Origin of the sequence: Pyxidicoccus trucidator (assembly GCF_010894435.1) — a bacterium.
Classification (GTDB): domain Bacteria; phylum Myxococcota; class Myxococcia; order Myxococcales; family Myxococcaceae; genus Myxococcus; species Myxococcus trucidator.
In genome coordinates, this window is the sequence record NZ_JAAIXZ010000020.1 from 101714 (window position 1) to 127582 (window position 25869).

14 protein-coding genes and 1 tRNA gene are annotated in these 25869 nt (G+C 69.3%); 11 read left to right on the top strand and 4 right to left on the bottom strand.

Features of this window, described 5'->3' with window-relative positions:
• The first annotated feature begins 53 nt into the window (after nt 1-53).
• The gene (locus tag G4D85_RS39490; RefSeq protein WP_164019412.1) at nt 54-434 is read left to right on the top strand and encodes a response regulator; all 381 of its coding nucleotides are present in this window, start codon (nt 54-56) and stop codon (nt 432-434) included.
• Between the two features lie 78 nt (nt 435-512).
• Complete coding sequence (locus G4D85_RS39495) at nt 513-1796, top strand: hemolysin family protein (protein WP_164019490.1); 1284 nt, start codon at nt 513-515, stop codon at nt 1794-1796.
• Nucleotides 1797-1806: 10 nt separating this feature from the next.
• On the opposite strand, the gene G4D85_RS39500 is transcribed toward G4D85_RS39495, so the two are convergent.
• The 4 genes from G4D85_RS39500 to G4D85_RS39515 all read right to left on the bottom strand — a co-directional run bounded on the left by G4D85_RS39500 (nt 1807) and on the right by G4D85_RS39515 (nt 11698).
• Nucleotides 1807-3036, bottom strand: coding sequence for a fibronectin type III domain-containing protein (locus tag G4D85_RS39500; RefSeq protein ID WP_164019413.1), 1230 nt, complete (start codon nt 3034-3036; stop codon nt 1807-1809).
• 252 nt (nt 3037-3288) lie between these two features.
• A tRNA-Arg gene (locus tag G4D85_RS39505) sits at nt 3289-3362 on the bottom strand.
• Nucleotides 3363-3478: 116 nt separating this feature from the next.
• Nucleotides 3479-9850 (bottom strand): adventurous gliding motility protein AgmC, encoded by a 6372-nt coding sequence (agmC, locus tag G4D85_RS39510; protein WP_164019414.1) that lies wholly within the window; start codon nt 9848-9850, stop codon nt 3479-3481.
• Between the two features lie 33 nt (nt 9851-9883).
• The gene (locus G4D85_RS39515) at nt 9884-11698 is read right to left on the bottom strand and encodes an OmpA family protein (protein ID WP_164019415.1); all 1815 of its coding nucleotides are present in this window, start codon (nt 11696-11698) and stop codon (nt 9884-9886) included.
• Nucleotides 11699-11943: 245 nt separating this feature from the next.
• Here G4D85_RS39515 and G4D85_RS39520 point away from each other — a divergent pair, with 245 nt between their 5' ends.
• The 9 genes from G4D85_RS39520 (at nt 11944) to tssC (ending at nt 25835) form a co-directional block, all read left to right on the top strand.
• Entirely contained in the window at nt 11944-14208 is a 2265-nt protein-coding gene (locus tag G4D85_RS39520) for a type VI secretion system Vgr family protein (protein ID WP_164019416.1), read from the top strand.
• A 179-nt stretch (nt 14209-14387) separates the two neighbouring features.
• A complete protein-coding gene (gene tssJ / locus G4D85_RS39525) occupies nt 14388-14966 on the top strand; it encodes a type VI secretion system lipoprotein TssJ (RefSeq protein WP_164019417.1) in 579 nt (192 codons plus the stop codon).
• Nucleotides 14963-16330: a type VI secretion system baseplate subunit TssK gene (tssK, locus tag G4D85_RS39530; RefSeq protein WP_164019418.1), complete on the top strand. Its 1368-nt coding sequence runs from the start codon at nt 14963-14965 to the stop codon at nt 16328-16330. Before tssJ ends, tssK begins: the two co-directional genes overlap by 4 nt.
• A gap of 15 nt (nt 16331-16345) precedes the next feature.
• The gene (locus G4D85_RS39535) at nt 16346-17074 is read left to right on the top strand and encodes a DotU family type IV/VI secretion system protein (protein WP_164019419.1); all 729 of its coding nucleotides are present in this window, start codon (nt 16346-16348) and stop codon (nt 17072-17074) included.
• Nucleotides 17071-20769, top strand: coding sequence for a type VI secretion system membrane subunit TssM (tssM, locus tag G4D85_RS39540; protein ID WP_164019420.1), 3699 nt, complete (start codon nt 17071-17073; stop codon nt 20767-20769). The genes G4D85_RS39535 and tssM overlap by 4 nt, the downstream gene beginning before the upstream one ends.
• 1 nt (nt 20770) lies before the next feature.
• Nucleotides 20771-21703, top strand: coding sequence for a type VI secretion system-associated protein TagF (gene tagF / locus G4D85_RS50460; RefSeq protein WP_164019421.1), 933 nt, complete (start codon nt 20771-20773; stop codon nt 21701-21703).
• A gap of 17 nt (nt 21704-21720) precedes the next feature.
• Nucleotides 21721-23748, top strand: a complete 2028-nt coding sequence (gene tssA, locus G4D85_RS50465; protein WP_164019422.1) for a type VI secretion system protein TssA — start codon at nt 21721-21723, stop codon at nt 23746-23748.
• 82 nt (nt 23749-23830) lie between these two features.
• Nucleotides 23831-24325, top strand: a complete 495-nt coding sequence (gene tssB, locus G4D85_RS39555; protein WP_164019423.1) for a type VI secretion system contractile sheath small subunit — start codon at nt 23831-23833, stop codon at nt 24323-24325.
• Nucleotides 24326-24350: 25 nt separating this feature from the next.
• Nucleotides 24351-25835: a type VI secretion system contractile sheath large subunit gene (gene tssC / locus G4D85_RS39560; protein WP_164019424.1), complete on the top strand. Its 1485-nt coding sequence runs from the start codon at nt 24351-24353 to the stop codon at nt 25833-25835.
• Nucleotides 25836-25869 lie beyond the last annotated feature (34 nt).

Consider the following 25869-nt stretch of genomic DNA (forward strand, 5'->3'; position numbering starts at 1 on the left):
GTGTGAATGATGGAGCACTTCAGTGGCGTTCATCTCCTGTCGGGGGAGGATGATTGGCGCGACTCGCAACGGATGACGGTACACGCAAGGTCCTGGTCGTCGATGACGACGCGGACTGGAGGGAGTTTCTCCGACTCAGCCTGGAGGACCTCGGTTATGAGACTTTCGAGGCCGCGGATGGGCAGGAGGCCCTGGACACCCTGAGGCGGGGCGACCGCTATGGGGTGATGCTGCTGGACCTCAACATGCCGGGCATGAGCGGGCTGGAGGTGGTCGAACGGCTGCCGCGCGGCCCCCACCCCCGAATCGTGTTCCTCACGTCGGCGGCGGCGCAGGACGTGGGCAGCGCGCTGCTGTCCGGGCCGCATTACTACCTGCCCAAGGGCGCGAGCCGGGATCAACTGTCTCTCCTCTTGCAGTCACTTGGGGAGTGAGCGGCCGGCCGTCGGCGGTTAGGGTAGAGGCCCCCTGAAAGGAGGGCCATCATCGTCACAGAGCTCATCGTCATCCTGCTGCTGGTTCTCGCCAACGGCGTCTTCGCCGGGGCAGAGCTGGCGGTCCTCTCCTTGCGGCGGACGCGGCTGCGGGAGCTGATCGACGAGGGCAGCACCTCGGCGAAGTCGGTGGAGAAGCTGAGGGGAGACCCGGAGCGCTTCCTCGCCACGGTGCAGATCGGCATCACCGTCATCGGCGCCACGGCGGCGGCCTTCGGCGGCGCCAGCATGGCCACCCGGCTGGGCGGTGTGCTGGCGGGCCTGGGGGTGCCGGAGCAACAGGCGGACGACGTCGCCCTCGCGGCGGTGGTGGCCTTCGTCTCCTACCTGTCGCTGGTGCTGGGCGAGCTGGTGCCCAAGTCGCTCGCCCTGCGCGCGGGCGAGCGCTACGCGCTGTTCATCGGCCGGCCCCTGCATGGGCTGTCCTGGCTGATGCAGCCGGTGGTGTGGTTCCTCACGGCCAGCTCCAACGTGGTGCTGCGGCTGTTCGGGGACAGGACGAACTTCACGGAAGGGCGGCTGTCCGCGGAGGAGCTGCAGCAGCTGGTGGAGGAGGCCACGAAGCACGGCACGGTGGACCCTCGCGCGGGGGAGATTGCCTCGCGGGCCTTCGAGATGGGCGACCTGACGCTGGGCGAGCTGATGGTGCCGCGCGAGCGCATCATCGCCCTGCGGCGGCACTCGAACGCGGAGGAGATTCGCCAAGTGCTGCTGGAGCACGGCCACTCGCGCATGCCGGTGTACGAGGGCGCGATGGACAACATCGTCGGCTACGTCATCGCCAAGGACCTGCTCGGCGTGGCGTGGGAGGGAAACCTCATCGTCCTCGAGGACGTGATGCGGCCACCCTTCTTCCTCGTGGAGTCCATGCGGGCCATGGACGCGCTGAAGGAGCTGCAGAAGCGGCGCATGCAGCTCGCGGTGGTGGTGGACGAGCGCGGCGGCGTGGTGGGACTGGTGACGGTGGAGGACCTGGTGGAGGAGCTCGTCGGCGACATCCTCAGCGAGTCCGAGACGCCGGAGGAGCTGGTCAAGCGCGAGAGCCCCACCACCGCGCTGGTGCAGGCCCAGGCGGCGCTGCGCGACGTCAACCGCGAGCTGGGGCTGGAGCTGGACGAGTACCAGGACTACTCGACGGTTGCGGGCCTGTGCATCGCCCTGTCCGGCGGCGCCATTCCAGAGCCGGGGACGAAGCTCCCGACGGAGGGCGGGCTGGTGCTGGAGGTGCTGGAGTCCTCGCCCCGCCGCGTGCGCACCGTGCGCTTCCACCTGCCGCGGCCTCCGGAGCAGGTGGAAGCGTGACGGGAATCGGTCAGGACGAGACTTCGAGCGTCACCACTTCGCCGTCGCCCACCAGATTGTAGCAGCGCAGGGTGAAGGTATAGGTCGTGTCGGCGCGCGGGGTCATCGACAGGGTCGTCGTCCTGCCCATGTCGAAGGACCCATCCGGGTTGTTCTTCGTCAGCCGGCACCCCGAAACGTCACGCCCGCCATTATCCTCCGGGAACTCCCAGGTCAGGGTGAGCCTCCCATCCACGATCTGAGCGCGGAAGTCCCTGGGTGGCCCCGGAGTCGTCGTCGCCGAGGTCGTCACCGCTTCGGAGGTGGAGGCCCCCGCCTCGTTGATGGCCGTGACGGTGACCTCATATTCGACGCCATTCCGCAGCCCGGTAGCCTCGACCTGGAACTCCCTCTCACTGGTGGGGGGAGCCTCGAACGTGAGGTTCCCCTCGCCGGAGACCCCACGCAGGTTCACCCTGTAGGAGGTGATGGGACTGCCACCATCACTCTCCGAGGCGATGATGTAGACGATGATCCTGCGGTCACTCGGGCTGAGGCCAGCCAGCACGGGCGCGCTGGGGACCGTCCTCGGCGTGGCCATGACAGCCTCCGCAGCCAGCCCTTGTCCGTCGCCGTTCGAGGCCTGGACGATGAACCCATACGGCGTGCCATTGGTGAGCCCCGTCAGGGTCAACAAGTTGTCCGAGGTCTGCTGGGTCGTCACCACCGTCTCCCCGGAGCGCACCGTCACCGTGTACGCGGACAGGGCAAGCCCGGTGTCCTCGGGCGCCGTCCAATTCAACGTCACCTGCTGGTTGCCCGGGGTCGCGCGGATGTCGCGGGGGCGCCCCAAGGCCTTGCGCGGGACGACCGCCACGGAGGGAGCGGACTCCCGGGTCCCCACGACGTTCTCGGCCGTCACCGTGACGGTGTAGGCCACGCCGTTGGTCAGGCCCCCCACGGTGGCGGACGTCGTGGCGCCAGACACCTTCGCATCCCCGCGGACCGTCCCGCCCTCCAGCGCACGGACGGTGTAGCCAGTGATGTCCTTGCCTCCGTTGAAGGCGGGCACCGTCCAGGAGACCGTCACCTGCCCATCCCCCGGCGTCACCACCACCTGCGTGGGCGCGTCGGGCGCGTCGAAGGAAGCCCCCGGCTGGCGATTGTCCGGGGGCTCCTCGACGGACCCACCGCAACCACCCACGAGGGCGCTCACCAGCACGAGCAACGCCGGTACGTACACATTGATGCGGCTCTTCATGACTCTCCCGCTTCCGCCCGGAAGCCGGGCAGCACGGGAAACAGACCCGAATACCGGACGCCGAGGCTCCGGACAAGTCCACCCCGGGGATGTGCCCCTCGGGACGGGAAAGCACCTGAATGTCGGCACCCGACCGGGTCCAGAAGGCCCCCGCGTGCTCGCGAGCCGGCCGGCCGGCCGGGCTGCCACGGTCAGAAAAAGAAAGGGCCCGGAACCGATGGAAACTTCCACCGGTTCCGGGCCCTCTCACTGCGCGCGATACAGGATTCGAACCTGTGGCCTTTGGCTCCGGAGGCCAACGCTCTATCCAGCTGAGCTAATCGCGCAGACTGCCTGTGACGCCGGACAAGTAGCCGAAGTACCTGGCCAACGCAAGCACGCATTCCGACAACGGGTGGCGGGGCGACATCACTCCCGAAGGGAGACGCCGCCCCGCCCGCGCCTACTGGCGCCGACGACGGGCACCCAGGAGAACCAGCCCACCCAGCCCCAGGAGGGCCAGGGAGGCACCACTACCGCCCTCCGTGGACGAGCAGCTCAAGCCGCCGCCGCGCGTCCGGATGTCGCTGCCCAGGTACACGCGCCAGGAGTACGTGGCAGGACTCGGATCCGGGTTGCCGGCCGCATCCTTTGCCCGGACCTCGAGCGACTGGCCGCCCTCCTCCAGCCCGCTGAACACACCATCCGGGGGGCATGCGTCGTAGGCGCCCCGGTTCAGGCTGCACTCGAAGGTGGCTCCCTCTTCCGAAGAGAACGTGAAGGTGGCCGAGGTGCTGCGGATGCGGCTTTCGGGTCCGGACTCGATGACGGTATTCGGACCCGTCACGTCCACGAAGAAGCCCACCTCCTCCGAGCGGTCACTGCTGTTGTTCGCGCGGTCCACGGTGACAAGGCGCACGGTGTGGTCGGTCTCGTCGAGCGCCACCTGCGAGGCAACCTCCCACTGGCCCAGGCTGCTGGTGACCTGTGTCGACGCGACGGGGTCACCGTCCACGAGCACGGTTACCGTGCTGTTCGGCTCGGCCAGTCCCCGGAACAGAGGATTGCGGCTGCCCACGGACAGTCCCGCCCGCGGGGATTCCAGAACGGGCACGTCCGGTCGCCGCGTATCCACGGTCCATTGGTACTCCACCGGATCCAATGACGTGTTCCCCGCCGCATCCCGCGCGGTGACCCGGATGACGTAGGAGCGGTCCTCCAGCCCGGTGCGCTCCACCCTCTGCGAGCACTCGTCGAAGTTCGACGCATCGATGGCGCACTGAAAGGTCACCAGGGGCTCGTCCGCCGAGAACTCGAAGCGGGCGTCAGCGCTGCCGGAGTGCTCCGGCGGCTTCACCGAGAGGGTCACCACCGGGGGGGTCCGGTCCACGCGCCACGGGTAGTTGACCACCGACGCGGTCTCATTCCCCGCCAGGTCCCGTGCCCGCAAGGCGAGGTTGTGCTGCCCCTCCAACAGGTTGTCGAACTGCGCTGTCGGGTTGTCGTTGCTCCCGCACACCGCGAACGGCGCATTGTCGACGCTGCACTCGAAGGCCTCCACGTCCTCGGACTTGGAGAACGTGAAGCGCGCGGTCTGCGAGTTCGTCTGCGCTGGCGGATGCTCCACCACGCCCACCGTCGGCTTGTCCGTGTCGATGACGAACGTCGGGCTCGTCGCGGGGTCGCTGGTGTTCGTGGCAGGGTCCCGCACCTGCGCCGTAAAGGTGTACGTGCCCTGGGCGAGCCCCGTGGGCAACAGGAGGGACCACTGCCCCTGGCCATCGACGACCGTCTCACCCACCTTGATGTTGTTGAAGAGCAGGACCGTGCCATTCCGCTCGGCCATGCCGCGGAAGGTCGGGTTCGAGGTGTTCACTCGTACGGTGCTGCCCACCAGCCGCCCATCGACCGTGAGCGTGGGCCGCGCGGGCTTTTGCGTGTCGATCGTCCACCGGCGGTTGGTGTAGCTCGTGACGTCAGCCGAGTTGTCAGGGTTCTCGGCCCTGACGGTCAGCTCATATTCACCGTCTGCAAGCACGGCCCCGCCACCATCCGGCGCCCCGCCGTCGGGGATGGGGAAGGTGATGGTGTCCTGCCCACTCTCGACCCGGAAGTTCTCGGGTACACCCCCGTCGGTGGTACCGACGCTGCCGGTGAAGATGGCACCCGGCCGCTCCGACTCGAAGACGAAGGTCGAGGTGTTGTCATTGGTAATGGGGTCTGGACCGAACTTGATGCCAATGGTCAGCCTGCCATCGACCACGCGCCAGGCGTATGAAGCCGGCGTCGGGTCCTGGTTTCCCGCCAGGTCGCGCGCGCTGATCAGCACGCTGTGCTCCTGCCTGATGGCGAAGTCCTCCAGGGTGAGGCTGAAGGTGTCGTCCTGGGGCGCCGGGTTGCGCGCCATCACGCAGTCGCTGCCGACGGGTGTTGGCAGCACGCAGCGAATGAACGGCCGGCCATCAGGGCTCACCTGGAACTCGACGACCGAGCCATCGACGGCCTGCGTCACCGAGTTCCGTGCCCTGACGACGAACGTCGCGGTGGTCGAGCTGCTCACCAGCGGCGGGCCCGAGATGAGCTGCGTGTCGGGAGCCTCCGTGTCGACCGTGAACGAGTGGGCCGCGGAAACGGAGCTGGGCGCCGAGTTACCGGCGCGATCCGTCGCCTGCGCGCTTACCGTGTAGCTCTCCTGGGCGAGCGGCCCGGCAACCCGGAGGCTCCAGCTTCCGCCCACGGCGGTGGTCGTCCCAGCAGCCACGCCGCGGATGAAGACCGTCACCGTGCTTCCCGCCTCCGCGGTCCCGGAGACGGTGGGCGAGGTCGTCGCCACGTAGGAGCCCGACGCAGGGCTCAGCACGACGGGCGCCGCGGGTGCAACGGCGTCCACGGTGAAGCGAATCGGGGGATCCGAGTGCGCTCCGATGTTGCCCTCTCCATCCGTGGCGAAGGCGGTCACGGTACGGGGGCCCGGGGCCAGGTCCACCGTGGTTGCCGCCAGGTTCCAGTCCCCCCCAGCATTGGCCTGGGCCGTCCCGACAAAGACCCCATCGACCTCGATGGTGACGGTCGCCAAGGCCTCTGCTCGGCCTGCGATACGGGGCCTCACGACGACCACGTAGGTGTCGGCGGCGGGCACCGTGATGACCGGCTTGCCAGGCGCAGTGGTGTCCACGACAAACTCCCGCGCCTGGCTGAGCGGGCTCGGGCGTCCAGCCGCGTCGCGGACCATGGCCGTGGCCCGATGCGTCCCGTCGGAGATCTGCACCACGGGCGTGACGTCCCAGTTGCCCGTCGTCGGGTCCGCGATGTCCGTCCCGACCTGCACGTTGTCGATGAAAACGGTGACGGTCGTCCCGCGCTCCGCGCCGCCCGTGATGAGCGGGGTGGAATCGTTGGTGCGCGCGGGAGGCAGGTTGAACGTCGGGACAACGGGATTCACCGTGTCCACGCTGAACGACAGGGCCTCGCTCGCCGGACCGGGCCGGCCGGACCGGTCCCGGGCACGGGCGGTGACCGAGTGGGGACCGTCGTCGAGGTCATCCGCGGCGGGAGTCGTGAAGGTCCAGGCACCCCAGGCGTTCGCCACGGCCTCGCCAAGCGGGGTGCCACTGCCGTCGACGCTGACGACCACCGCCGCCCCCGGCTCGGCCGTGCCACTGAAGACCGGGGTGGCCGTATCGAGGGCCTGGCCTGGCGTAGGCGCAAGGATGACCGGTGCGTCCGGTGCCTGCGTATCCACGGTGAAGCCCCGGGCCTGCGAGAACTCACTGACATTGCCCGCCGGTTCCGTGGCGGTGACCGTGAGCACGTGGAAGCCAGGCCCCAGGGCCGTCGCTGGACGAGCGGTCCAGTCCCCGTTCCCGCCGGTCGCCACCACCACGGCGGGGTCCGACGACTCGGGCATGCCGTCGACGTAGAGGTGGATGATGCTGCCAGCCACCGCCGTTCCGCTGAACAAGGGGCGCACGTCCTGCGTTGGAGGATCATCCTCGTCCGGAGTCAGCACCACTGGCGCGGGCGGCCCCTGCTTGTCCAACTCCCACTGGTAGCACGCGGCGGAGGCGGAGGGGTGGCCAGCGGGGTCCGTCGCCTGCACGCAGAACTCGTGCTCCTCCTCCTCCGTCACCTCGACCGCGTGTGGCGACACGCACGGCGAGAAGGGACCCTCAGGATCGAATCCGCACCCGAAGACAGAGTCGCCCTGCGAGGCGTGGAAGGTGAAGACGGCCACGTTCACGTTTGTCGGGTCGTCCGGCCTGGTGTCGATGGTGACAGTCGGCCCCAGGAGGTCCAGCGTGAAGGTAGCCGTGGCGTCCACCGACACGTTGACGGGATCGGCGTCATCGCGGGCGTTGGCCTTCAGCGTGAGGATGGCGCCGTCGACGGAGAGCGCGTCGGCGATGTTCATGCTCACGCTCCACACGCCCGAGGCATCCGCCTCGTCCGTCTCCGTATCCAGCGTGACGGTCTGCTGCTGTGCGTTCGGCGTGGTCACGGTGACCGTCACGAGGCTGCCCGCCTCGGCCGTCCCCTCCACCGTGAACGTGGTGCTGCTCACGAACTGCCCGGTGGGTGCGAGAATCGAGGGGGCCGCTGGATCGTTCGTATCCACGACGAACGAGCGGATCGCCGACAGGGGACTCTCGTTGCCCGCCGTGTCCCTGACCAGCGCGACGACCACGTGAGGCGCACTGTCCAGCGCATTGGCAACGCTCACCTGACGTGACCAGATGCCCGTGCCGTTGGCCCCCGTCGTCACGGGGATGTTGGTCTCCGCCGCCGTCGGGCTGTTGTCGAAAAAGAGGGAGACGGTCAGGCCGGTCTCGAAAGTGGGGACCGTGCCGGAGAAGGTGGGCCGGTCCGTCCCCACCAGGGCGCCTTCGGAGGGAGCCCCGATCACGGGCCGGGTGGGCGGGGTGGAATCCACCGACCACGAATGGCTTTCCTCGTCGTGATTGCCGGCGGCGTCATAGGCCCTGATGCGTGCGGTGTAGGGCGTGGATCTGTCCGCCGCAGTGAAGACCCAGGGACTATCGCAGAGCTTGAACGGGTATAGGCCGTCCAGTTGGCACTCGAATCGGGTACCCGGTCCCGTCTCGTTCGAGCTGAACACGAACGTCGCGGTGGTCGTCCGCGAGGGGTCAGCGGGAGAGCTGGAGATGGTCAAGGTCGGAGCCGCGGTGTCCACCGTGAACGTGGTGTCCACGCTCCGAACGCTCTTCGCCCCGAGGTGGAGGGCCTCGGCCGACACCGTGTGCTGGCCCGCCAGGGGCGTCCCCGCGTAGGTAAAAGTGAAGACGCCGCTGCTGTCCGCGCTCACGGGCGCGTTGGGGGGCGTGGCGCGCGAGCCGTCCACGAAGAGGTGGACCTGGGCGAAGGGGATGGTGGTGCCCTTGAACACGGGAAGCGGCTGAGCAATCCGGGAGCCATCGACGGGCTGGGTCACCACCGGCGCCGGAGGGACTTCGTACTTCTGCGGCAGGAAGAGCGCCGGCCCGGACCGGCTTCCCACGGTTGCCGCGGTGGGCTCCGCGCCAAAGTGGCCTCCGGTGGACGTCGTACCCGCCAGCCCCGCCACCGCGGAGGGATTGCAGGTGGTCGAAGAGGCCTGGAAGAACACCCGGCCACCGCCGCCACCGCCACCGGGGGCGACGGCGGAATTGGTGTTGTTGCCGCCCGCACCGCCTCGGGCCTCGATGACATTGCACGTGGACGCCCCACCGAGCCGCAGGTGGATGGTACCGCCGCCACCGCCGCCGCCCGCGCCCTGCGCGGTGGGGGCGGGGGTCGCGCCTGAAGCGGAGAGCGTTGCCTGCGTGGCCATGGACAAGGAGCCAGCGCGGATGAAGATGATGCCACCTCCGGCGGCGCCCGAGCCTCCACTGGCGGTCCTGCCGTGGCCGGCACCACCACCCCCGCCCAGCGTCAGTCGATCCGAGAGGACCGCGCTGTTCAGCGGTGCGCCACCCAGACCTCCCAGGCCTGCTCCAGCCGTGTCGGCATCGCCGCCCCGTCCTCCGAACCCACCGTTGGCGCCACCGCCACCTCCGGCGCGCACGCACACGCCACCGCCGCCACCGTTGGCCATGTTGGCCGTGCCCCTGCTGGTGGCCGCGAAGTCGTCGATGTACACCCCTTCGCCGCGCCGGGCCGCCAATGACCCCGCGGCGGAGCTCAGGCACGTGAGGGGACTGCTGGCGCCATCCGTCTCCCCAGGCGCCCCCAGGAAGCCCTTCCCGTCCGCGCTGATCTTTCCGGTGAGATCGAGGGTGACCACGCCCTGAGCCAGAAAGGCCAGGACGCCGCCCATCTTGTCCCCGTGATTCCAGGTGCCCGCGACCAGGCTCGCTCCGTCTTCGACGGTGACGGCAGAGTACTGCGGGACATGGACAACCTGCGTCCACGCTGGCGGATACGTATTGACGAGCTGGCGGTCCAGCGTGAGGTCGTTGTGGGGGTCGTCGCGCACTGCAGTGACACGCGCCAGCTCCCAGCGTCCAATCCCGCCGCTATCGAGGCTCACGGCGCTGTCCGAGCCAGTGCCCGGTTTCGCGGCGCCCATCTGGATGACCATCACCAGGCTGTTCTGGGGAAAGCGGTCGCTGGGCTTGTTGCCAGCCCCGGTCTGCACCGTCTCCACCTCCAGGACGCTCGTCCCGCCAACCACGGCCATGGATTCGAGCTGGGCGTACTTGTTGATGACCGTGTTCGGAGCGGACACCAGCAGGGGGACGCTGCCAGTGCCCAGCCCGAACTCATCCGGGTCGGCCGAGGCTGTCGCGGCCAGCAACACACCGCCGAGGAGCAGCGCCTTCGCAATCGAGGCTCTCATAATCTGTCCTGATCTCCTGGACCGGGGGCCCGGCTACTGCCGGGGGCTCCCCGCCTTCTCCTGCTCCGGGTCCACGACAATGAACTCCACACGGCGGTTGTTCTCACGGCCGATGGAGGTCGCATTGGTATCGATGGGGCGGTCCTGTCCGTAGCCCTGGGCCTGCAGCCGCTCGGAGGGAACGCCCTTGCTGATGAGGTACTGGCGCACGGCCTCCGCACGGGCCTGGGACAGCCGGCGGTTGTCGGCCGGGAAGCCACGGTCATCCGTGTGCGCGCCCACCACGACGAGCGGCATCTCCGGGTGCTCCTTGATGACGCGCGCCACCCAGTCCAGCGGCCCGAACGAGCTGGGCAGGACTCGGGCCTGGGACGGCTCGAAGAAGACCTTGCCCAGCATCACCAGCCTGCCAGGCCTGATTTCCACCAGCGCCTGCACGTGCCCGGGGCAGCCCTTGTTTTCCGAGACGCCCGCCTCGTTCGCGCAGCTATCCACGCGGTTGGGCACGCCGTCCTTGTCCGAGTCGGACTCCGGGCAGCCGTTGCGCTCGGGCGGGCCGGCCTCGTTGGGGCACTCGTCCTTGTCGTTGTCGATGCCGTCCTTGTCCGTGTCGCGCACCGGGCATCCCCGGTTGTCCGCGGGCCCCGGGTCATTGGGGCAGCTGTCAGTCTCGTCCGGCGTCTCGTCCTTGTCCGCGTCGCGCAGCGGGCAGCCCTGGTTCGCCGCCAGGCCGGGCTCGAAGGGACACGCATCCAGCATGTCTTCCAGGCCGTCGCCGTCCGTGTCCTGGGCCGAGCAGCCCTTGCGTGCCACGTCGCCGGGCACCGTGGGGCACCGGTCCGCGATGTTGCGCACGCCGTCGTTGTCCTCGTCCATGTCCGGGCACTCCTCCAGCGTGTGCGGCAGCCCGGGCTCGCAGTTGACCGAGGACTCCCCCGGCCCGCGCCGGGGCGTCGCGTCGCCGTAGGCCCCGCCCACCATCATCCGGAACAGCGGCGTGCCTGGCGCCGAGCCCACCCCCACGCCCAACATGGCGAACATCTCGAAAGTGGGATTGACGAGGTAGCGAACTCCGGGCAGCAGCTCCGCGGCTCCCGGCTGGTCCGTCAGCGGCACCATGCCCCGGACATTCATCTCCCAGCGCAGCCGCCGACCCGTGGTGGCGATGGCCGCGCCGATACGCAGCTCGTTGCCAATCTGGTCCTGGGCCACCGACGAAATCTGGGTGATGCGCTGCCGCAGGCGGCGCATGAAGCCCACTTCCAGGCCCGCGCGAATGAAGCCGAAGTGGCGGCCCACCATCAGCTTGGGGGCCAGCCGCAACATGCCGCTGTCCCGAGCCAGCGTCGCCGCGCTCCCCACCGGCAGCCCCGCCCCCAGCTCCATCGACAGGTCGACACCGCCCGCCTCGTCCTGCGTCAGCAGCCCCACCCGCGCCGTGGCCGTGGGCGTGCCGAGCCCGAACGCCGACGGCGCCGCATAGCCCGTGTCCGCCAGGTCCCCCGTGGTCTGGAACACCATCGGCACCTGCAGCATCAGCTGGAGCCAGTCCGTCACGGCGTACGCCACCGCCGCATGCGTGGTGGCCCGCCCACCGACGATGGTGAAGGCCTCTCCATCCAGGTCCAGGAGCAGCGGGCTGTGCGCGTAGGCCGCCACCAGCGAGACGCGGTAGTCCCCCGCCGGCAGCAGCTCACCCATGCCCACCACCAGGGAGCCTTCCGCGCCGGGGTTCAACTCCAGCCGCTCCAACTCGAAGTTCGGAAGGACCGTCTGGGACACGGCCGCCGTGGACGTCAGCGCCAGAGCCAGCGCGAGTCCGCGGTGCAGGAGCTCTCTTCTTCTCATGGTTCTCCCGGGTGGAAGCCGTCTGGGTATCCCGGAGCTACCCGCGGTTTCAAGCCGGCCCCCCTTTTCCACTCTACACCGAAACCCGACTTCGGCCGGATGGCCCTGCCGAATTCGCCCGGCTGCTCTTTGGCGCCAATGAAAATTTCGCGTCAGCCCTCCTTGGTACGCCAATTCATGGCATGCTGTTCCACCACTCACGGGCCACGCACTTCATGCGGGGCCTTGCGCCGGGGGATCCCGAGATGATCGCGAACGCCGCCTTGCTCGCCAATCAGGCCGAGTTCGAGTTCCAGGCAGGTGCCTTCACCTCGGGAGAGCTGGCAGTGCTCGGCTTCGAGGCAGAGGAGACGCTGTCCCAGCCCTACGCGGTGGAGGTCGCCCTCGCGGCGAAGCCCGACGTGGAGGTGGAGGAGAAGTCGCTGCTGGGCAAGGACGCGCGCCTCACCATCATGCTCGGAGACGGCACCGCGCGCTTCTTCCACGGAATCGTGTCGCGCATGTCCCGCTGGGACGAGGGCAGCGGCCCCGAGCGCCGCCGCTACCGCGCCACCGTGGTGCCGCGCCTGTGGACGCTCCGCCACCGCCGCAAGAGCCGCATCTTCCAGGAGCTCACCGTCCCGCAAATCGTCCACAAGGTGCTGGACGAGGCCAAGGTGGAGCACCGGCTCGCCCTCAACGGCACCTACCCCAAGCGCGACTACTGCGTGCAGTACCGCGAGTCGGACCTGGACTTCGTCTCCCGCCTCCTCGAGGAGGAAGGCATCTTCTACTTCTTCGAGCACGCCGAGGAGGCCCACATGATGGTGCTGGGTGACGGCGACTCCGCCAACCCCGCCATGCAGGGTGACTCGAAGCTCGTCTTCCGCGAGCGCAGCCACATGGTGGCCTCGGCGGAGTACGTGCACGAGCTGGTGGCGCGCACGGAGGTACAGCCCGGCGCCGTGGTGCTGCGCGACTACAACTTCCTGCGCCCCTCGCAGGACATGAGCACCGCCACGGAGGCCGAGGGTGCCGAGACGGCGCTCGAAATCTACGACTACCCCGGCCGCTACGATGAAACGGGCTCCGGCAAGGGCCTCACCAAGGTGCGCCTGGAGGAGCTGCGCGCGCGCGCGGAGACGGTGACGGGCGCCAGCTACAGCCGCCGCATCTGCGTGGGCCACTCCTTCGAGCTGGCCGAGCACCCCGACGAGGTCCTCAACCGCAAGTACCTGCCAGTCTCCGTGCGGCACATCGGCCAGCAGTCGGAAGCGCTGAGCATCGAGCAGGGCTCGCTGCGCAGCCGCGAGGGCTACCGCAACGAGTTCCTCTGCCAGCCGGCCGAGGTGCCCTTCCGCCCGCCCCGCGTGACGCCCCGCCCGGTGATTCCCGGCGCCCAGACGGCCATGGTGGTGGGCCCCGCGGGCGAGGAAATCCACACCGACGAGCACGGCCGCATCAAGGTCCAGTTCCACTGGGACCGCGAGGGCAAGAAGGACGACAAGAGCTCGTGCTGGATTCGCGTCAGCCAGGCCTGGGCGGGCCCGGGCTGGGGCGCGCTGTACCTGCCGCGCATCGGCCATGAAGTGGTGGTGGAGTTCCTCGAGGGCGACCCGGACCGGCCCATCGTCACCGGCAGCGTCTACAACGGGCAGAACCCCACCCCCGTCGACCTGCCCGGCAGCAAGACGCAGAGCACCCTGCGCTCCAGCTCCAGCCCCGGCGGAGACGGCTCCAACGAGCTGCGCTTCGAGGACGCCGCCGGCTCCGAGCTCGTCTATCTGCACGCGCAGAAGGACTTCAACATCATCGTCGAGAACGACAAGACGCAGGAGGTCCGCGGCAACGAGACGCTCCTCGTGAAGAAGGACCGCTCGCGCGTCATCGAGGGCAACCAGTCCCTCGAGGTGCTGAAGAACGACGACAGCACCATCCACGGCAACCAGACGCTCGCCGTCACCGGCAACCGCTCCACCACCGTCACCGGCAACCACACCGAGGCCGTCGTCGGGGACCAGTCCATCAGCGTCAGCGGCAACCAGAGCCTCAACGTGGCCATGGCCTCCGCGGAGACGGTGGGCCTGGGGAAGATGGTCAACGTGGGCGGCGCGCTCGCCCTCACCGTCGGCGCCGCCTTCAACGAGCTGGTGGGCGGCCTCAAGTCCGAGCAGGTCGGCGGCGCCAAGGTGGAAGTCGTGGGCGCCAAGAAGTCCGAGACGGTGAAGGGCTCGCGCTCCATGCAGGTGGGCGGAGACCTCTCCGAGGAGGTCGGCAAGTCCCGCACCCTCAAGGTGGAGAAGGACCTGCTCATCAGCGTGGGCGGGAAGATGAACCACGCCACCAAGGACGGCTACACCCTGTCCGCCAAGGAAATCTCCCTGGTCGCCCAGGAGCAGTTCACCCTCAAGGTAGGCTCCGCCACCCTTCAGGTGAAGAAGAACGGGGACGTCGTCCTCAAGGGCGCAAAGATTGAAGTCACCGCCAGCGGCGACATCATCATCAAGGGCTCGAAGATTTCGGAGAACTAGCGGCAGTCAGGCAGGCGTTGGGGGGGTGGCTTGAAACCAGTCCGTCCTGTCTGGCAGTTTACGCTTTGCACGTAACCGCCTGGTGTTACGGGCGCTCTTTCCAAGGATTCTGGATGTTGGCGCATAGACACACTGGCGCCGTGACGGGGGGGCAGGCCGTCCGGTGTCTTCGGTGGGGTGTGGTCGTCGCGCTCGCGCTCGTCCTGGGCGGGAGCACCGGCTGCGCGAAGCGCGTGCCCCAGGCGTGTGAGACGCCCCCTCCCTTCCAGGTCGTCGTGGATGCCGCGGAGCAGCTCAACCCGGACGCGCGCGGGCGCTCGCTGCCCACCGTGGTGCAGATCGTCCAGCTCAAGGACAGCGTCAAGCTGGAGCGCGCGGGCTTCAAGGACCTGTGGGGCAAGCCGGAGGAGCTCCTCAAGGAGGACCTCCTGCAGGTGGCGGAGGTGGTGGTGCCGCCAGGCCGGCAGGTGAAGCGCTGGGTCCAGCGGGATCCGAAGGCGCGCTTCGTGCTGGCCATGGGGCACTTCCGCCAGCCGCTGGGCTACTCGTGGCGCACCGTGGCGGTGCTGCCGGTGGTGGAAGAGTCGCAGTGCGTGGAGCGTCCCGCCGGAGACCAGGGTGAGCCGAAGCCGGAGGACGAGGTGTTCCGCTACCGGCTGCAGGGCTACCAGATCGACTTGATGCTCCGTCCCGTCTCACGGGCGCCGGAGCCCCAACCCCAAGCGGGCGACAGCGCGTCGCCGCGGAGAGACGTATGAAGTCCGTGCAGCGAGTCGTGTGGTCGGAGGGCATGTTCATGAGCCCCCACCACCTCCAGCAGCAGGACCTCTACCACGAGCAGCTCCTGGACGTGCGCCTGGCGGCGATGGAGCCGTACCCCTGGGGCGTGGTGGCCCTGGAGCTGGACATGGAGGCGCTGCGCGCCGGCCAGGTCCAGCTGGCGCGCTTCGTTGGCGTGCTCCCGGACGGGCTGCCGGTGTCCTTCGAGGCCGGTGACGCCGAGGCCCCTCCCGCGCGCCCCGCGGAAGGCTACTTCCCTCCCGCGCAGCGCACGCTGGACGTGTACCTGGGCGTGCCGCGCGAGCGCAGCGGCGTGGAGAGCTTCGGCAGCGGGGAGCGGCTGGGCGGCAGCCCGCGCTACACGCCCGCGGCGCGCCCCATCAGCGACCTGACGGCCTCCACCTCCATCTCCCAGGTGGCCTTCGGCCAGCGCAACGTGCGGCTCCTGTTCGGCACCGAGCCGCGCGACGACTTCGACGCCATCAAGCTGTGCGAGCTGTCCCGCGACAAGTCGGGGAACCTGACGCTCGTCGACACGTACATCCCCCCGAGCCTGCGCATCGACGCGGCGCCGTTCATCATGAACGAGCTGCGCACGCTGTTGCGGCTGATGGTGTCCAAGCAGCGCCAGCTGTCCTCGCGGCGCCGGCACCGGGACGCGTCCGCGCTGGAGTTCACCGCGGGCGACGTGACGCTCTTCCTGGAGCTCAACGCGCTCAACGGCACCATCCCCTACCTCCAGCACGCGCTGGACGCGGGCAACCTGCGGCCGCGTGACGTGTACCTCACGCTCCTCCAGACGGCAGGGCAGCTGTGCACCTTCTCCGTGAGCGCGGACCCGTCCACGCTGCCCTCGTTCCAGTACACCAACCTCCGGGCCACCTTCGAGGAGCTGTTCCGCCGCATCACCGACCTGATGCGCTCGGTGGCGCTGGAGCAGTGCCTGACGGTGGACCTGTCGGTGGGCACCGACGGCATGTTCCGCGGCCGGCTGGAGGACGAGCGGCTGGAGCGCTGCGGCCAGTTCCTCCTGGCCGTCCGCAGCGAGCTGCCGGAGCGCACGGTGGCGGAGCAGCTGCCCAAGCTCTCCAAGGTGGCCGCGTGGGACGACATCCGCGCGCTGCTCCAGGCCGCCGCGCCCGGCGTGCCGCTGGCGGTGACGTACCGCCCGCCGCCCGAGGTACCGGTGCAGCCGGGCACCGTCTACTTCAGCCTCAGCCTGAACGACGGCTACTGGAAGAACGTGATGCGAGACCGGAATCTCGCGCTCTACCTGCCGCAGCCCTTCGACGCGAGCCGCACCAGCGTGGAGCTGCTCGCGGTCCCCACCGCCAATCGCTGACGCCCTGCCCTGCCCATGGACCGAGTCACTGAAGCCACGAAGGATTGTTTCGACGCCGCCATTCAGTTGCGCGGCTCGGATGCAGCGGCCGTCCCCCCGCCGGAGACACTGCACCACCGCCTGCGCGGAGTGGTGGACGAGCTGCTGCGGCGCGCCGCGGTGCTGGGCTTCAGCCATCAGGACGCGCAGGACATGGCGTACGCGATGGTGGCGCTCATCGACGAGGTCGTCCTCGGCCGGCCGGAGGAGTACCGGCAGTTCTGGAGCTCCAACCCGCTGCAGCTCCACTACTTCAATGAAAACGTCGCCGGTGACGGCTTCTTCAGCCGGCTCAACACCGTGCGCAAGGATCCGCACCGCGCCGAGGTCTTGCAGGTCTACTACCTGTGCATGCTCTTCGGCTTCCAGGGCCGCTACCGCATCCGCGGCGGTGAGCTGGAGCTGATGACGCTCATCGACACGGTGCAGAAGGACCTGGAGCGCGCGCGCCCCTTCGACTTCGACGTGCTGTCGCCCCACGGCGAGCGCCCCACGGAGTCGCTGCTGTCCAAGCGCAAGAAGGCCTCCATGCTGGCCATCTCCGGCGGCGCGCTGGCGGTGGCGGTGCTCTTCTACGGAGTGCTCCAGTTCTTCATCAACGACACGGTGGGTGAGCTGAAGAGCCGCATCGAGGTCCACGCAGCCAAGAACACGGCCAGCACGGGCGGCAACGCCGCGACGGCCTCCACGGGGGATGCGCCATGATGGCGTACCTGCTGCCACTCCTGGGCATTGGCGCGCCCATCTTCGTCCTGCTGAGCTTCCTGAACTTCACGCCGAAAGAGGCGGCCCTCTTCGCCGCGCTCGCGGGCCTCCTCGCCATGGGCGTCGTCTGGCTCGTCAAGCGCATCCGCGCGCGCCGCGCCGCCAAGAAGCTGGAGGGCGCGCTGGCGACACAGGCGGAGGAGCAGACCGCCACCGTGCGCCCGGACCTGCAGCCTGAAATCAAGGCCATGCAGGCCGAGTTCACCAAGGCGGTGGAGGCGCTGAAGACCTCCAAGCTGGCGCGCGGCGGCAAGGACGCGCTGGCGGTGCTGCCCTGGTACCTCATCGTCGGGCCCCCGGGCGCGGGCAAGAGCACGGCGCTGCGCAACTCCGGGCTGAAGTTCCCCTACCTCTCCGCGCGCGGCGGCGTGCGCGGCGTGGGCGGCACGCGCAACTGCGACTGGTGGCTCACCAACGAGGCCGTCATCCTCGACACGGCGGGCCGCTACACCAGCGCCGAGGAGGACCGCCCGGAGTGGCTGGCCTTCATCGACACGGTGGCCAAGCACCGCCCCGGCCGTCCCATCAACGGCCTCATCGTGGCCATCAGCGTCAGCGAGCTGATGAACGCGGACCCGCAGGCCGTGGGCGAGATGGGGCAGACCATCCGCGAGCGCATGGACGAAATCACGACCCGGCTGAAGATGCTGGTGCCGGTGTACGTGATGATCACCAAGTGTGATTTGCTCCCCGGCTTCGTGGAGATGTTCTCCGACTTGTCGCGCGTGGAGCGCGGGCAGATCTGGGGCTTCACGGTGCCCGTGGAGCAGCAGCGCGAGGCGAGCACGGACCTGTTCCGCGAGCGCTTCGACGAGATGCTCTCCGTGCTGGAGCAGCGCTCCCTGCGCCGCCTGGGCCAGGAGCGCCGGCTGGAGACGCGCGAGAACATCTACGGCTTCCCGCAGAAGTTCGACGCGCTCCGGAAGAACCTCGCCGAGTTCCTGCAGCCGCTCTTCCTGGAGAACGTGTTCCAGGACACGCCCGTCTTCCGCGGCCTGTACTTCAACAGCGGCACGCAGGACGTGCGCTCGGTGGACAAGGTGTCCCCGTCCGCCGCGGAGCTGTTCGGCAGCACCAACGGCCGGGCGCAGACGGACGGCGCCACGGAAGGCCGCAGCTACTTCCTCTGGGACGTCTTCACCAAGGTGATGTTCCAGGACCAGCAGATGGCGGTGCGCAGCTCGCTGGAGGAAGCGAGGGTGCGCCGGCAGGGGCTGGTGCTGGCCAGCGCCGCCCTGGCGGCCACCGCACTGCTGCTGTCGCTGCCCACCCTGTCCTTCTTCCAGAACCGCGCCATGGCGCAGGCGGTGACGAAGGCCATCACCGACGTGAGCCTGGACCCGCGCGACGACATCCGCCGCGTGGAGGACCTGACTCCGTTGCGCAACCGGCTGCAGGAGCTGACCGAGTACGACGAGAGCAGCCCGCCCCTGTGGATGCGCTTCGGCCTCTACCAGGGTGACAAGATGCTGCCGCAGGCGCGGCAGTTCTATAACGCCGCCCTGCGCCGCGTGCTGCTGGGCAAGCAGTTCGAGCTCACCCAGCAGCGGCTGGACGCCTTCGGGAAGAACCCGGACCTGCTCACGGTGCGCAGCGACACCGAATACAGCAAGCACTTCGACGCGTACCGGCAGTACTTCGACGACCTGAAGCTGTACCTGCTGGCGACGACGCCGAGAGATCCGAGCGAACCGGAGCTGGACGAGACGCAGCAGAAGTGGCTCGTGCAGCAGATCGTCAACCACTGGAAGCGCGTGCGGGGTGACGCGGTGGACGAGCGGGCGGTGGAGAACCACGCATCCACGTACCTGCGCATGCTCGCCCACGAGCAGATGCTGCCGGAGGAGCAGAAGCCCGCGCGGGCCGAGCGCATCGCCTTCTCGCGTGAGAAGGGCGTCATCATCGCGGCGCGGCGCTCGCTCAACAACGTGCCCCTGGTGCGCCTGGAGCTGGCGCAGCTGGTGGCCAACGTCAGCAACGAGTTCCCGGACGTGACACTGGAACAGCTGGTGGGCTCCGTGCCGGAGATGAGCGCGCCCCAGCGGGTGCGTGGCGCCTTCACGCGCAACGCCTATGACCAGGTCATCCGCCAGCGGCTGGAGCTGGCCTTCCAGGACCAGCAGTCCTGGGTGCTGGACCGCGACGAGAAGGTGGACGCGGTGGAGTCCCGCCGCGAGCTGCGCACGCGCTACTTCGAAACCTACCAGCAGGAGTGGAAGGACTTCCTCAGCTCCATCCGGGTGCAGGCGCCGCAGAACCTCACGCAGATGGAGAGCCTGCTCACCAACCTGACGCGCGGCAAGCCCAAGCCCTACGGTCGGCTCTTCCGCGCGCTCGCCTACAACGTCCAGCTGGACAAGCGCGAGAAGGCGGTGGAGTCCGCGACCAGCCGGCTGCCCAGGCCGCTGCAGGGCCTGTTCGGCTCGGACCCGGCCAGGGCCGTGGATCCGCAGAGGGAGCTGCTGGACGCCAACTCTCCCTCGGGCGCCGAGGAGATGACGGCGCGCGACCTGGAGCGCGAGTTCGCCTCGCTCATCCGCTTCACCACGGAGACGGCGAAGACGGAGGACGGCGAGGAGTCGCTGACGGCGCTGGACTCGTACGAGGACCAGCTCGCCACGGTGCAGACCACGCTGCTGGCGGTGAAGGACAAGCCGGCCGAGTCGGGCGTGCTGCTGGACAAGATTGAGTCCACCCGCACCAACGTGGAGATGCTGGTGCGCAAGCAGTCGGACAACGTCGCCATCTTCGAGCGGCTGCTCCTGCCGCCCTTCCAGGAGATGCGCTCGGTGGTGTTCGAGGGCACGGCGGATGCGAAGAGCAAGCTGTTCTGCGAGCAGGTGGTGTCCACGTACGGGCAGGCCTTCAAGGGGCTCTACCCGTTCGACCGGACGTCGCAGAAGGACGCGCCGCTGCCGGAGGTGGCCGAGTTCCTACGGCCCGAAGGTGGCCTGGTGCGCAAGTTCGTCAAGGAGCAGCTGCTGGAGGACGTGGTGGCCACGGGCCGCAAGTGGGAGTTCACCTCGTCCGGTGGCTCCATGTTCCGGCCGGAGCTGCTCACCTTCCTGGAGAAGCAGGGCGCGCTGGCCACCACGCTCTTCCCGGGTGGGGACACGGTGGACCCGCTGGTGCGCTTCCAGGTGCGCCTGCGTCCGGGCATCTCTTCGGACGGCACCGCTTCGCAGATCTCCTCCATCACCTTCACGCTGGACGGCACGGACGAGACGTACCGCAACGGTCCGGACACGGTGTGGAAGCCGATGATCTGGCCGGGCCAGGCCGGCAAGCTCGGCGCGCGCATCCTCGTGCAGAGCGCGGACGGCGCCACGGAGACGGCGCTGGAGGCCGAGGGTGAGTGGGGCCTGTTCCGCCTGCTGGAGCGCGTGAAGCGCATCGAGCCCAGCGCGGACGGCCGCTACTTCACGGCCACGTGGGAAATCGAGGAGATGAACGGAGCGCTGGTCTCCATCGACTTCCGCCCCGAGCGCACCGCCAACCCGTTCTTCGGGCTGGGGGGCAACACCTCGAAGCTGCTGGCCATCTTCCGGGATCCGGGCCTGCAGCCGCCCGCGGGCATCGCGAGGAAGAAGGCCGGCTGCGGAATCCAGGCCATCGCCGGTGGCGGAGTCCCCTGACATGACGGTGCAGTCGCCTCGCATCGGCCTGTTGGGCAAGACGCCCCGCCAGGCCGAGTTCATCCGGCTCAACGCCGCCACGCCCCTCGCCCTCCAGCTCTACGGCTGGATGGAGGAAGGGGTGGAGCGCGCGCGGCGGGCCCGGGTGGACCTGCCCTCGGAGCCGGTGAGCTTCGTGTTCACCGCGCCGGGACAGAAGCAGGCGCTGGTGGGGTTGATGTCGCCCAGCGTCGACAGCGTCGGGCGGGCCTTTCCGCTGGCTGTCTTCACCGAGGTGGCCTCGGCGGCCACGGCCCCGCGCTTCGCGCTGACGCCGGAGGCCTTCCAGCCCTTCCTCCGCGCGGCGGCCGTCCTGGCCCGCTCCGCGGCGGAGCTGGAGGTGCCGCAGTTGCTGGAGCGCGCGGCGGCGCTTCCCCTTCCCGGGCCGGGTGACTTCAGCGTGGCGCAGCGGCTTCGCGACGCCGCGCTGGCGGAGCACCACACCCAGGACCTGCTCGGCCCGGTGGTGGAGGGCACTCCGGACGGCGGTCGCTACTACGCGCTGCACACCTTCCTCACCGCGTGCGTCGGCGAGCGCGGTCGCGAGCAGTCCCCGGCCGGCGTGGCACTGGACTGCCCGCTGTCCACTCGCGTGGGCCCGGTGGCGTGGCTGGAGCTGTCCTCGCGCCTGCTGCGCTGGCCGAGCCAGCCTCCCGCCTTCTTCTGGTCCGAGGGCGAGCGGCCCCGGCTGCTGCTCAGCCTGGGCGCGCCCATCCCCGCCCTCTTCCTGGCCCTGGCCCAACCCGGCCGCCCGGGCGCCCAGGTGTGGCCGCTGCGCACGGAGCGGCCCGCCGCCATCGACAACGCGCGCAAGGGCCTCAAGGCCGCCGCGCGCCAGGTCATCGACGCTCCCACCACCACCCTGGAGCAGCTGCTGCGCGCGCTGGCTCCGTGACACCGAACGCCCGCCATATGCCGCCCACCCTCGAAGAGCTTCGCGAGCGTGCCCGTCCCTGGGCCGAACCCGTGCCTGGCGGCGCCCCCGCCGGAGTGCAGGCGAAGCACGAGCCGGCCTATGAAGCCATCACCACGGAGGTGGCCAGGCTGGAGTCCCCGGCCAGCGCCGGTGTGCGCTGGGACGACGTGGTCCAGGGCGCGGGCGAGCTGCTGAAGGGCACCACCAAGGACCTCTGGCTGGCGGCGTACATGGCCTACGGCCTCTACGCCACGCGCGGCCTGGACGGCGCGGCCACCGGCACCGCCGTCCTCCTCGAGGTGACCGAGCGGTACTGGCCGGACCTCTACCCCGAGCTGAAGCGGCTGCGAGGCCGAGCCAACGCCGTCGGCTGGTTCGTCGAGCGGATGGGCCGCATCCTCCCCTCGGTGGACCAGGCCACGGTGAGCGCGGAGTCCCTGGAGGCGCTGGCCATCGCCATGAAGCGGCTGGCGCAGGTGTCCCGTGAGCGCTTCGCCGACTCGGCCCCCGCCTTCGGCCCAATCCAGGACGCCATCGCCCGGCTGCGCGCGGGGCTGCCCCCTCCCCCCGAGCCCGCGCCCACGCAGGACTCCTCGCAGTCGGCCACGAACGAGGAGGCCGCATCCGCCCACGCGAACGGCGCTTCCACGCACGGTGCCACCGGGAACGAGGCTTCCGCGAACAACACCGGTGGTAACGGCGCTTCCGCCCACAATGCCGGCGGAAACGGTGCGGGCGCGCACGGTGCCGGTGGTGACGGTGCTGCCGCGCACGGCGTCGGCGGGAACGGCGCCTCCGGGAACAGTGCGTCCGCGAAGGGGGCCTCCGGGAACGGCTCTGCCGCGAAGGGTGCCGCAGGGCACGCGGCCGGCGGGAACGGTGCCGCAACGAAGGGGGCCTCGGGCAACGCCACCTCTGGGAACACGGCCGGAGCGAACGCCGCGGCGAACGCGGGCACCGCCGCCGCGAACACCCTGAAGGCCTCCGCCGGGAAGCCCGCCACGCAGGCCGCCGCCGCGCCCGTGGTGGTGCCTGCCCTCCCGACGCTGCCGGCCTCACCGGACCTGTCCAGCGCGGAGGCGGTGACGGACTTCCTTCGCACCGTGGGCACCGCGCTGCTGGGCGCCGCCGGGGCCCTGCGCCGCGCGAGCGTCGAGGACCCGCTGTCCTACCGGCTGCTGCGCACGGGCCTGTGGCTGCACCTGTCCCGCCCGCCCGCCACCGGCGCCAACGGCCGCACGCCGCTCCCGCCGTTTCCGGCCGCGCTGCACACCAAGCTGGAGACGCTGGAGTCCAACCAGCGCTGGGCCGACCTGCTGGACGAGGCCGAGTCCGCCCTGGGCCAGCACCGCTTCGCCCTCGGCCTCCACCGCTTCAGCGCCGCCGCCCTGACGGGCCTGGGCGAGGCGCACACCGCCGCCCGCGCGGCGCTGGTGCAGGAGCTGGGCGCCCAGCTGCGCCGCATGCCCGGCACGGAGGAGCTTGTCGCCGCCAACGGCACGCCCCTCACCGACGAGGCCACCCGCGCCTGGCTGCGCGCGGAGGTGCTCCCCGCGAGCCCCACCACCACGTCCTCCGGCGCGGGCGTGGCGCTGGCCCTGCCGTCGCTCTCGCTCCCGACGGAAGCGTCCAGCATCGGAAGCGGACCTGCCCTGGAGGAGGAGGCCCGCTCGCTGCTCGCCGCGGGCCGCGTCCACGAAGCCGTCACCCTGTTGCAGGGCGCCGTCGTCTCCGCCACCACCGGCCGCGCCCGATTCCTCTCACGACTGACCTTGGCGCGGCTGTGCGCCAATGCGGGACAGCTCCCGCTCGCCCGTGCCGTCTACGACGCGCTCGACGAGGAGGTGTCTGCCCATTCTCTCGACACCTGGGAGCCGGCCCTCGCGGCCGCGTGCCTCGAAGGCTGGTTGTCGACCCGAACCCCTGGGGAAAAGGAGGGGGGACGGGTGGCAGCAAAAGTTCGAAACCGGTATCGTCGTCTAGCGCGGTTGGATTCTTCTGCCGCGTTGCGCGTCGGCGCCTGATGCAACCCTGTTGTACCGCGGCGAAGCTCCTCCCCATGCGACGCCCGCGCCACCAACGCAGCACCCAAGGAGAATGCCGCAGATGAGCAAAGAGAGTTCTGTCGCCCCTACCGAGCGCGTCAACATCGTCTACAAGCCCGCCACGGGCAACGCCCAGGAGCAGGTGGAGCTGCCGCTGAAGGTCCTCATGATGGGGGACTACACGGGCCAGGCCGATGACCGTCCGCTCGAGCAGCGCGCGCCCATCAACGTCGACAAGGCCAACTTCAACGAAGTGATGGCCCAGCAGAACCTGAAGGTCACCCTCACCGCCGCGGACAAGCTCGCCGGTGACCCGAACGCGACGATGAACGTCACGCTCCAGTTCAAGAACCTGGCCGACTTCTCCCCGGAGAGCGTCGTCAACCAGGTCCCCGAGCTCAAGAAGCTGCTCGAGCTGCGCAGCGCGCTCAACGCCCTCAAGGGGCCCCTGGGCAACCTGCCCGCGTTCCGCAAGAAGCTGCAGTCGATGCTCGCCGACGAAGAGGGCCGCAAGGCGCTCATCAAGGAGCTGGGCCTCAAGGACGAGACCAAGTAGCCCTTTCCGGGGGATTTGAACCACCATGGCTAACGAGACCCAGACCCAGAAGTCCACGGGCGTCGCCGCTGACGCCTCCCTGTCCCTCCTCGACGAGATTCTGTCCGAGGCCAAGCTCAAGCCGAAGGACGAGGGCTATGACGTCGCCAAGCGCGGCGTGCAGGCCTTCATCACCGAGATGCTGGCGCCGCACCGCTCCGAGGAGCGCGTGGACAAGGCCCTCGTCGACGCGATGATTGCCGAAATCGACAAGCGCCTGTCCGCGCAGGTCAACGAAATCCTCCACGCCAAGGAGTTCCAGAAGCTGGAGTCCTCGTGGCGCGGGCTGAAGTTCCTGGTCGACCGCGTCGACTTCCGCGAGAACACCCGCGTGGAGATGCTCAACGTCTCCAAGGAAGACCTCCAGAAGGACTTCGAGGACGCCCCGGAAGTCACCAAGAGCGGCCTGTACAAGCTCGCGTACTCCAACGAGTACGGTGTGTTCGGCGGCAAGCCCTACGGCGTCATCAACGCCAACTACGACTTCGACGTGGGCCCGCAGGACATCGACCTGCTGCGCAAGTGCGCGTCCGTGGCCGCCATGGCTCACGCGCCCTTCATCGCCAACGCCGCGCCGGACATCTTCGGCGAGCAGAGCTTCCTCAAGCTGCCGGACCTCAAGGACCTCAAGTCCCTCTTCGAGGGTCCGCAGTACGCCCGGTGGCACTCGTTCCGCGAGAGCGAGGACGCGCGCTATGTGGGCCTGGCGCTGCCGCGCTTCCTGCTGCGCCTGCCCTACGGTGAGAAGACCGTCCCCGTGAAGGCCTTCAACTTCACCGAGGACGTCGTCGGCAGCCACGAGCGCTACCTCTGGGGCTACGCCTCCATCGCCATGACGAGCCGCGTGGCGGACTCCTTCGCCAAGTTCCGCTGGAGCCCGAACATCATCGGTCCCCAGTCCGGTGGCGCGGTGGAGAACCTGCCGCTGCACCAGTACGAGGCCATGGGGGAAATCCAGACCAAGATTCCCACCGAGGTCATGCTCACCGAGCGCCGCGAGTACGAGCTGGCCGAGGAGGGCTTCATCGGCCTGGTGTTCCGCAAGGACTCCGACAACGCCGCGTTCTTCAGCGCCAACTCCGCGCAGAAGCCGAAGTTCTTCGGCAACACGCCCGAGGGCAAGGCCGCGGAGACCAACTACCGCCTGGGTACGCAGCTGCCCTACATGTTCATCATGACCCGCCTGGCGCACTACATCAAGGTGCTGCAGCGCGAGCAGATTGGCAGCTGGAAGGAGAAGTCGGACCTGGAGCGCGAGCTCAACCACTGGATGAGCCAGTACATCTCCGACATGGATGACCCGGCGCCCGCGGTCCGCTCGCGCCGCCCGCTGCGTGCCGCGCGCGTGACGGTGGAAGACGTGGACGGCCAGCCCGGCTGGTACCGTTGCAGCCTGCAGGTGCGCCCGCATTTCAAGTACATGGGTGCGTCGTTCACCTTGTCCCTCGTGGGCAAGTTGGACAAGGAGTGAGCCTCTTCACGCTCTGTCGGTAGAATCAGCTAGT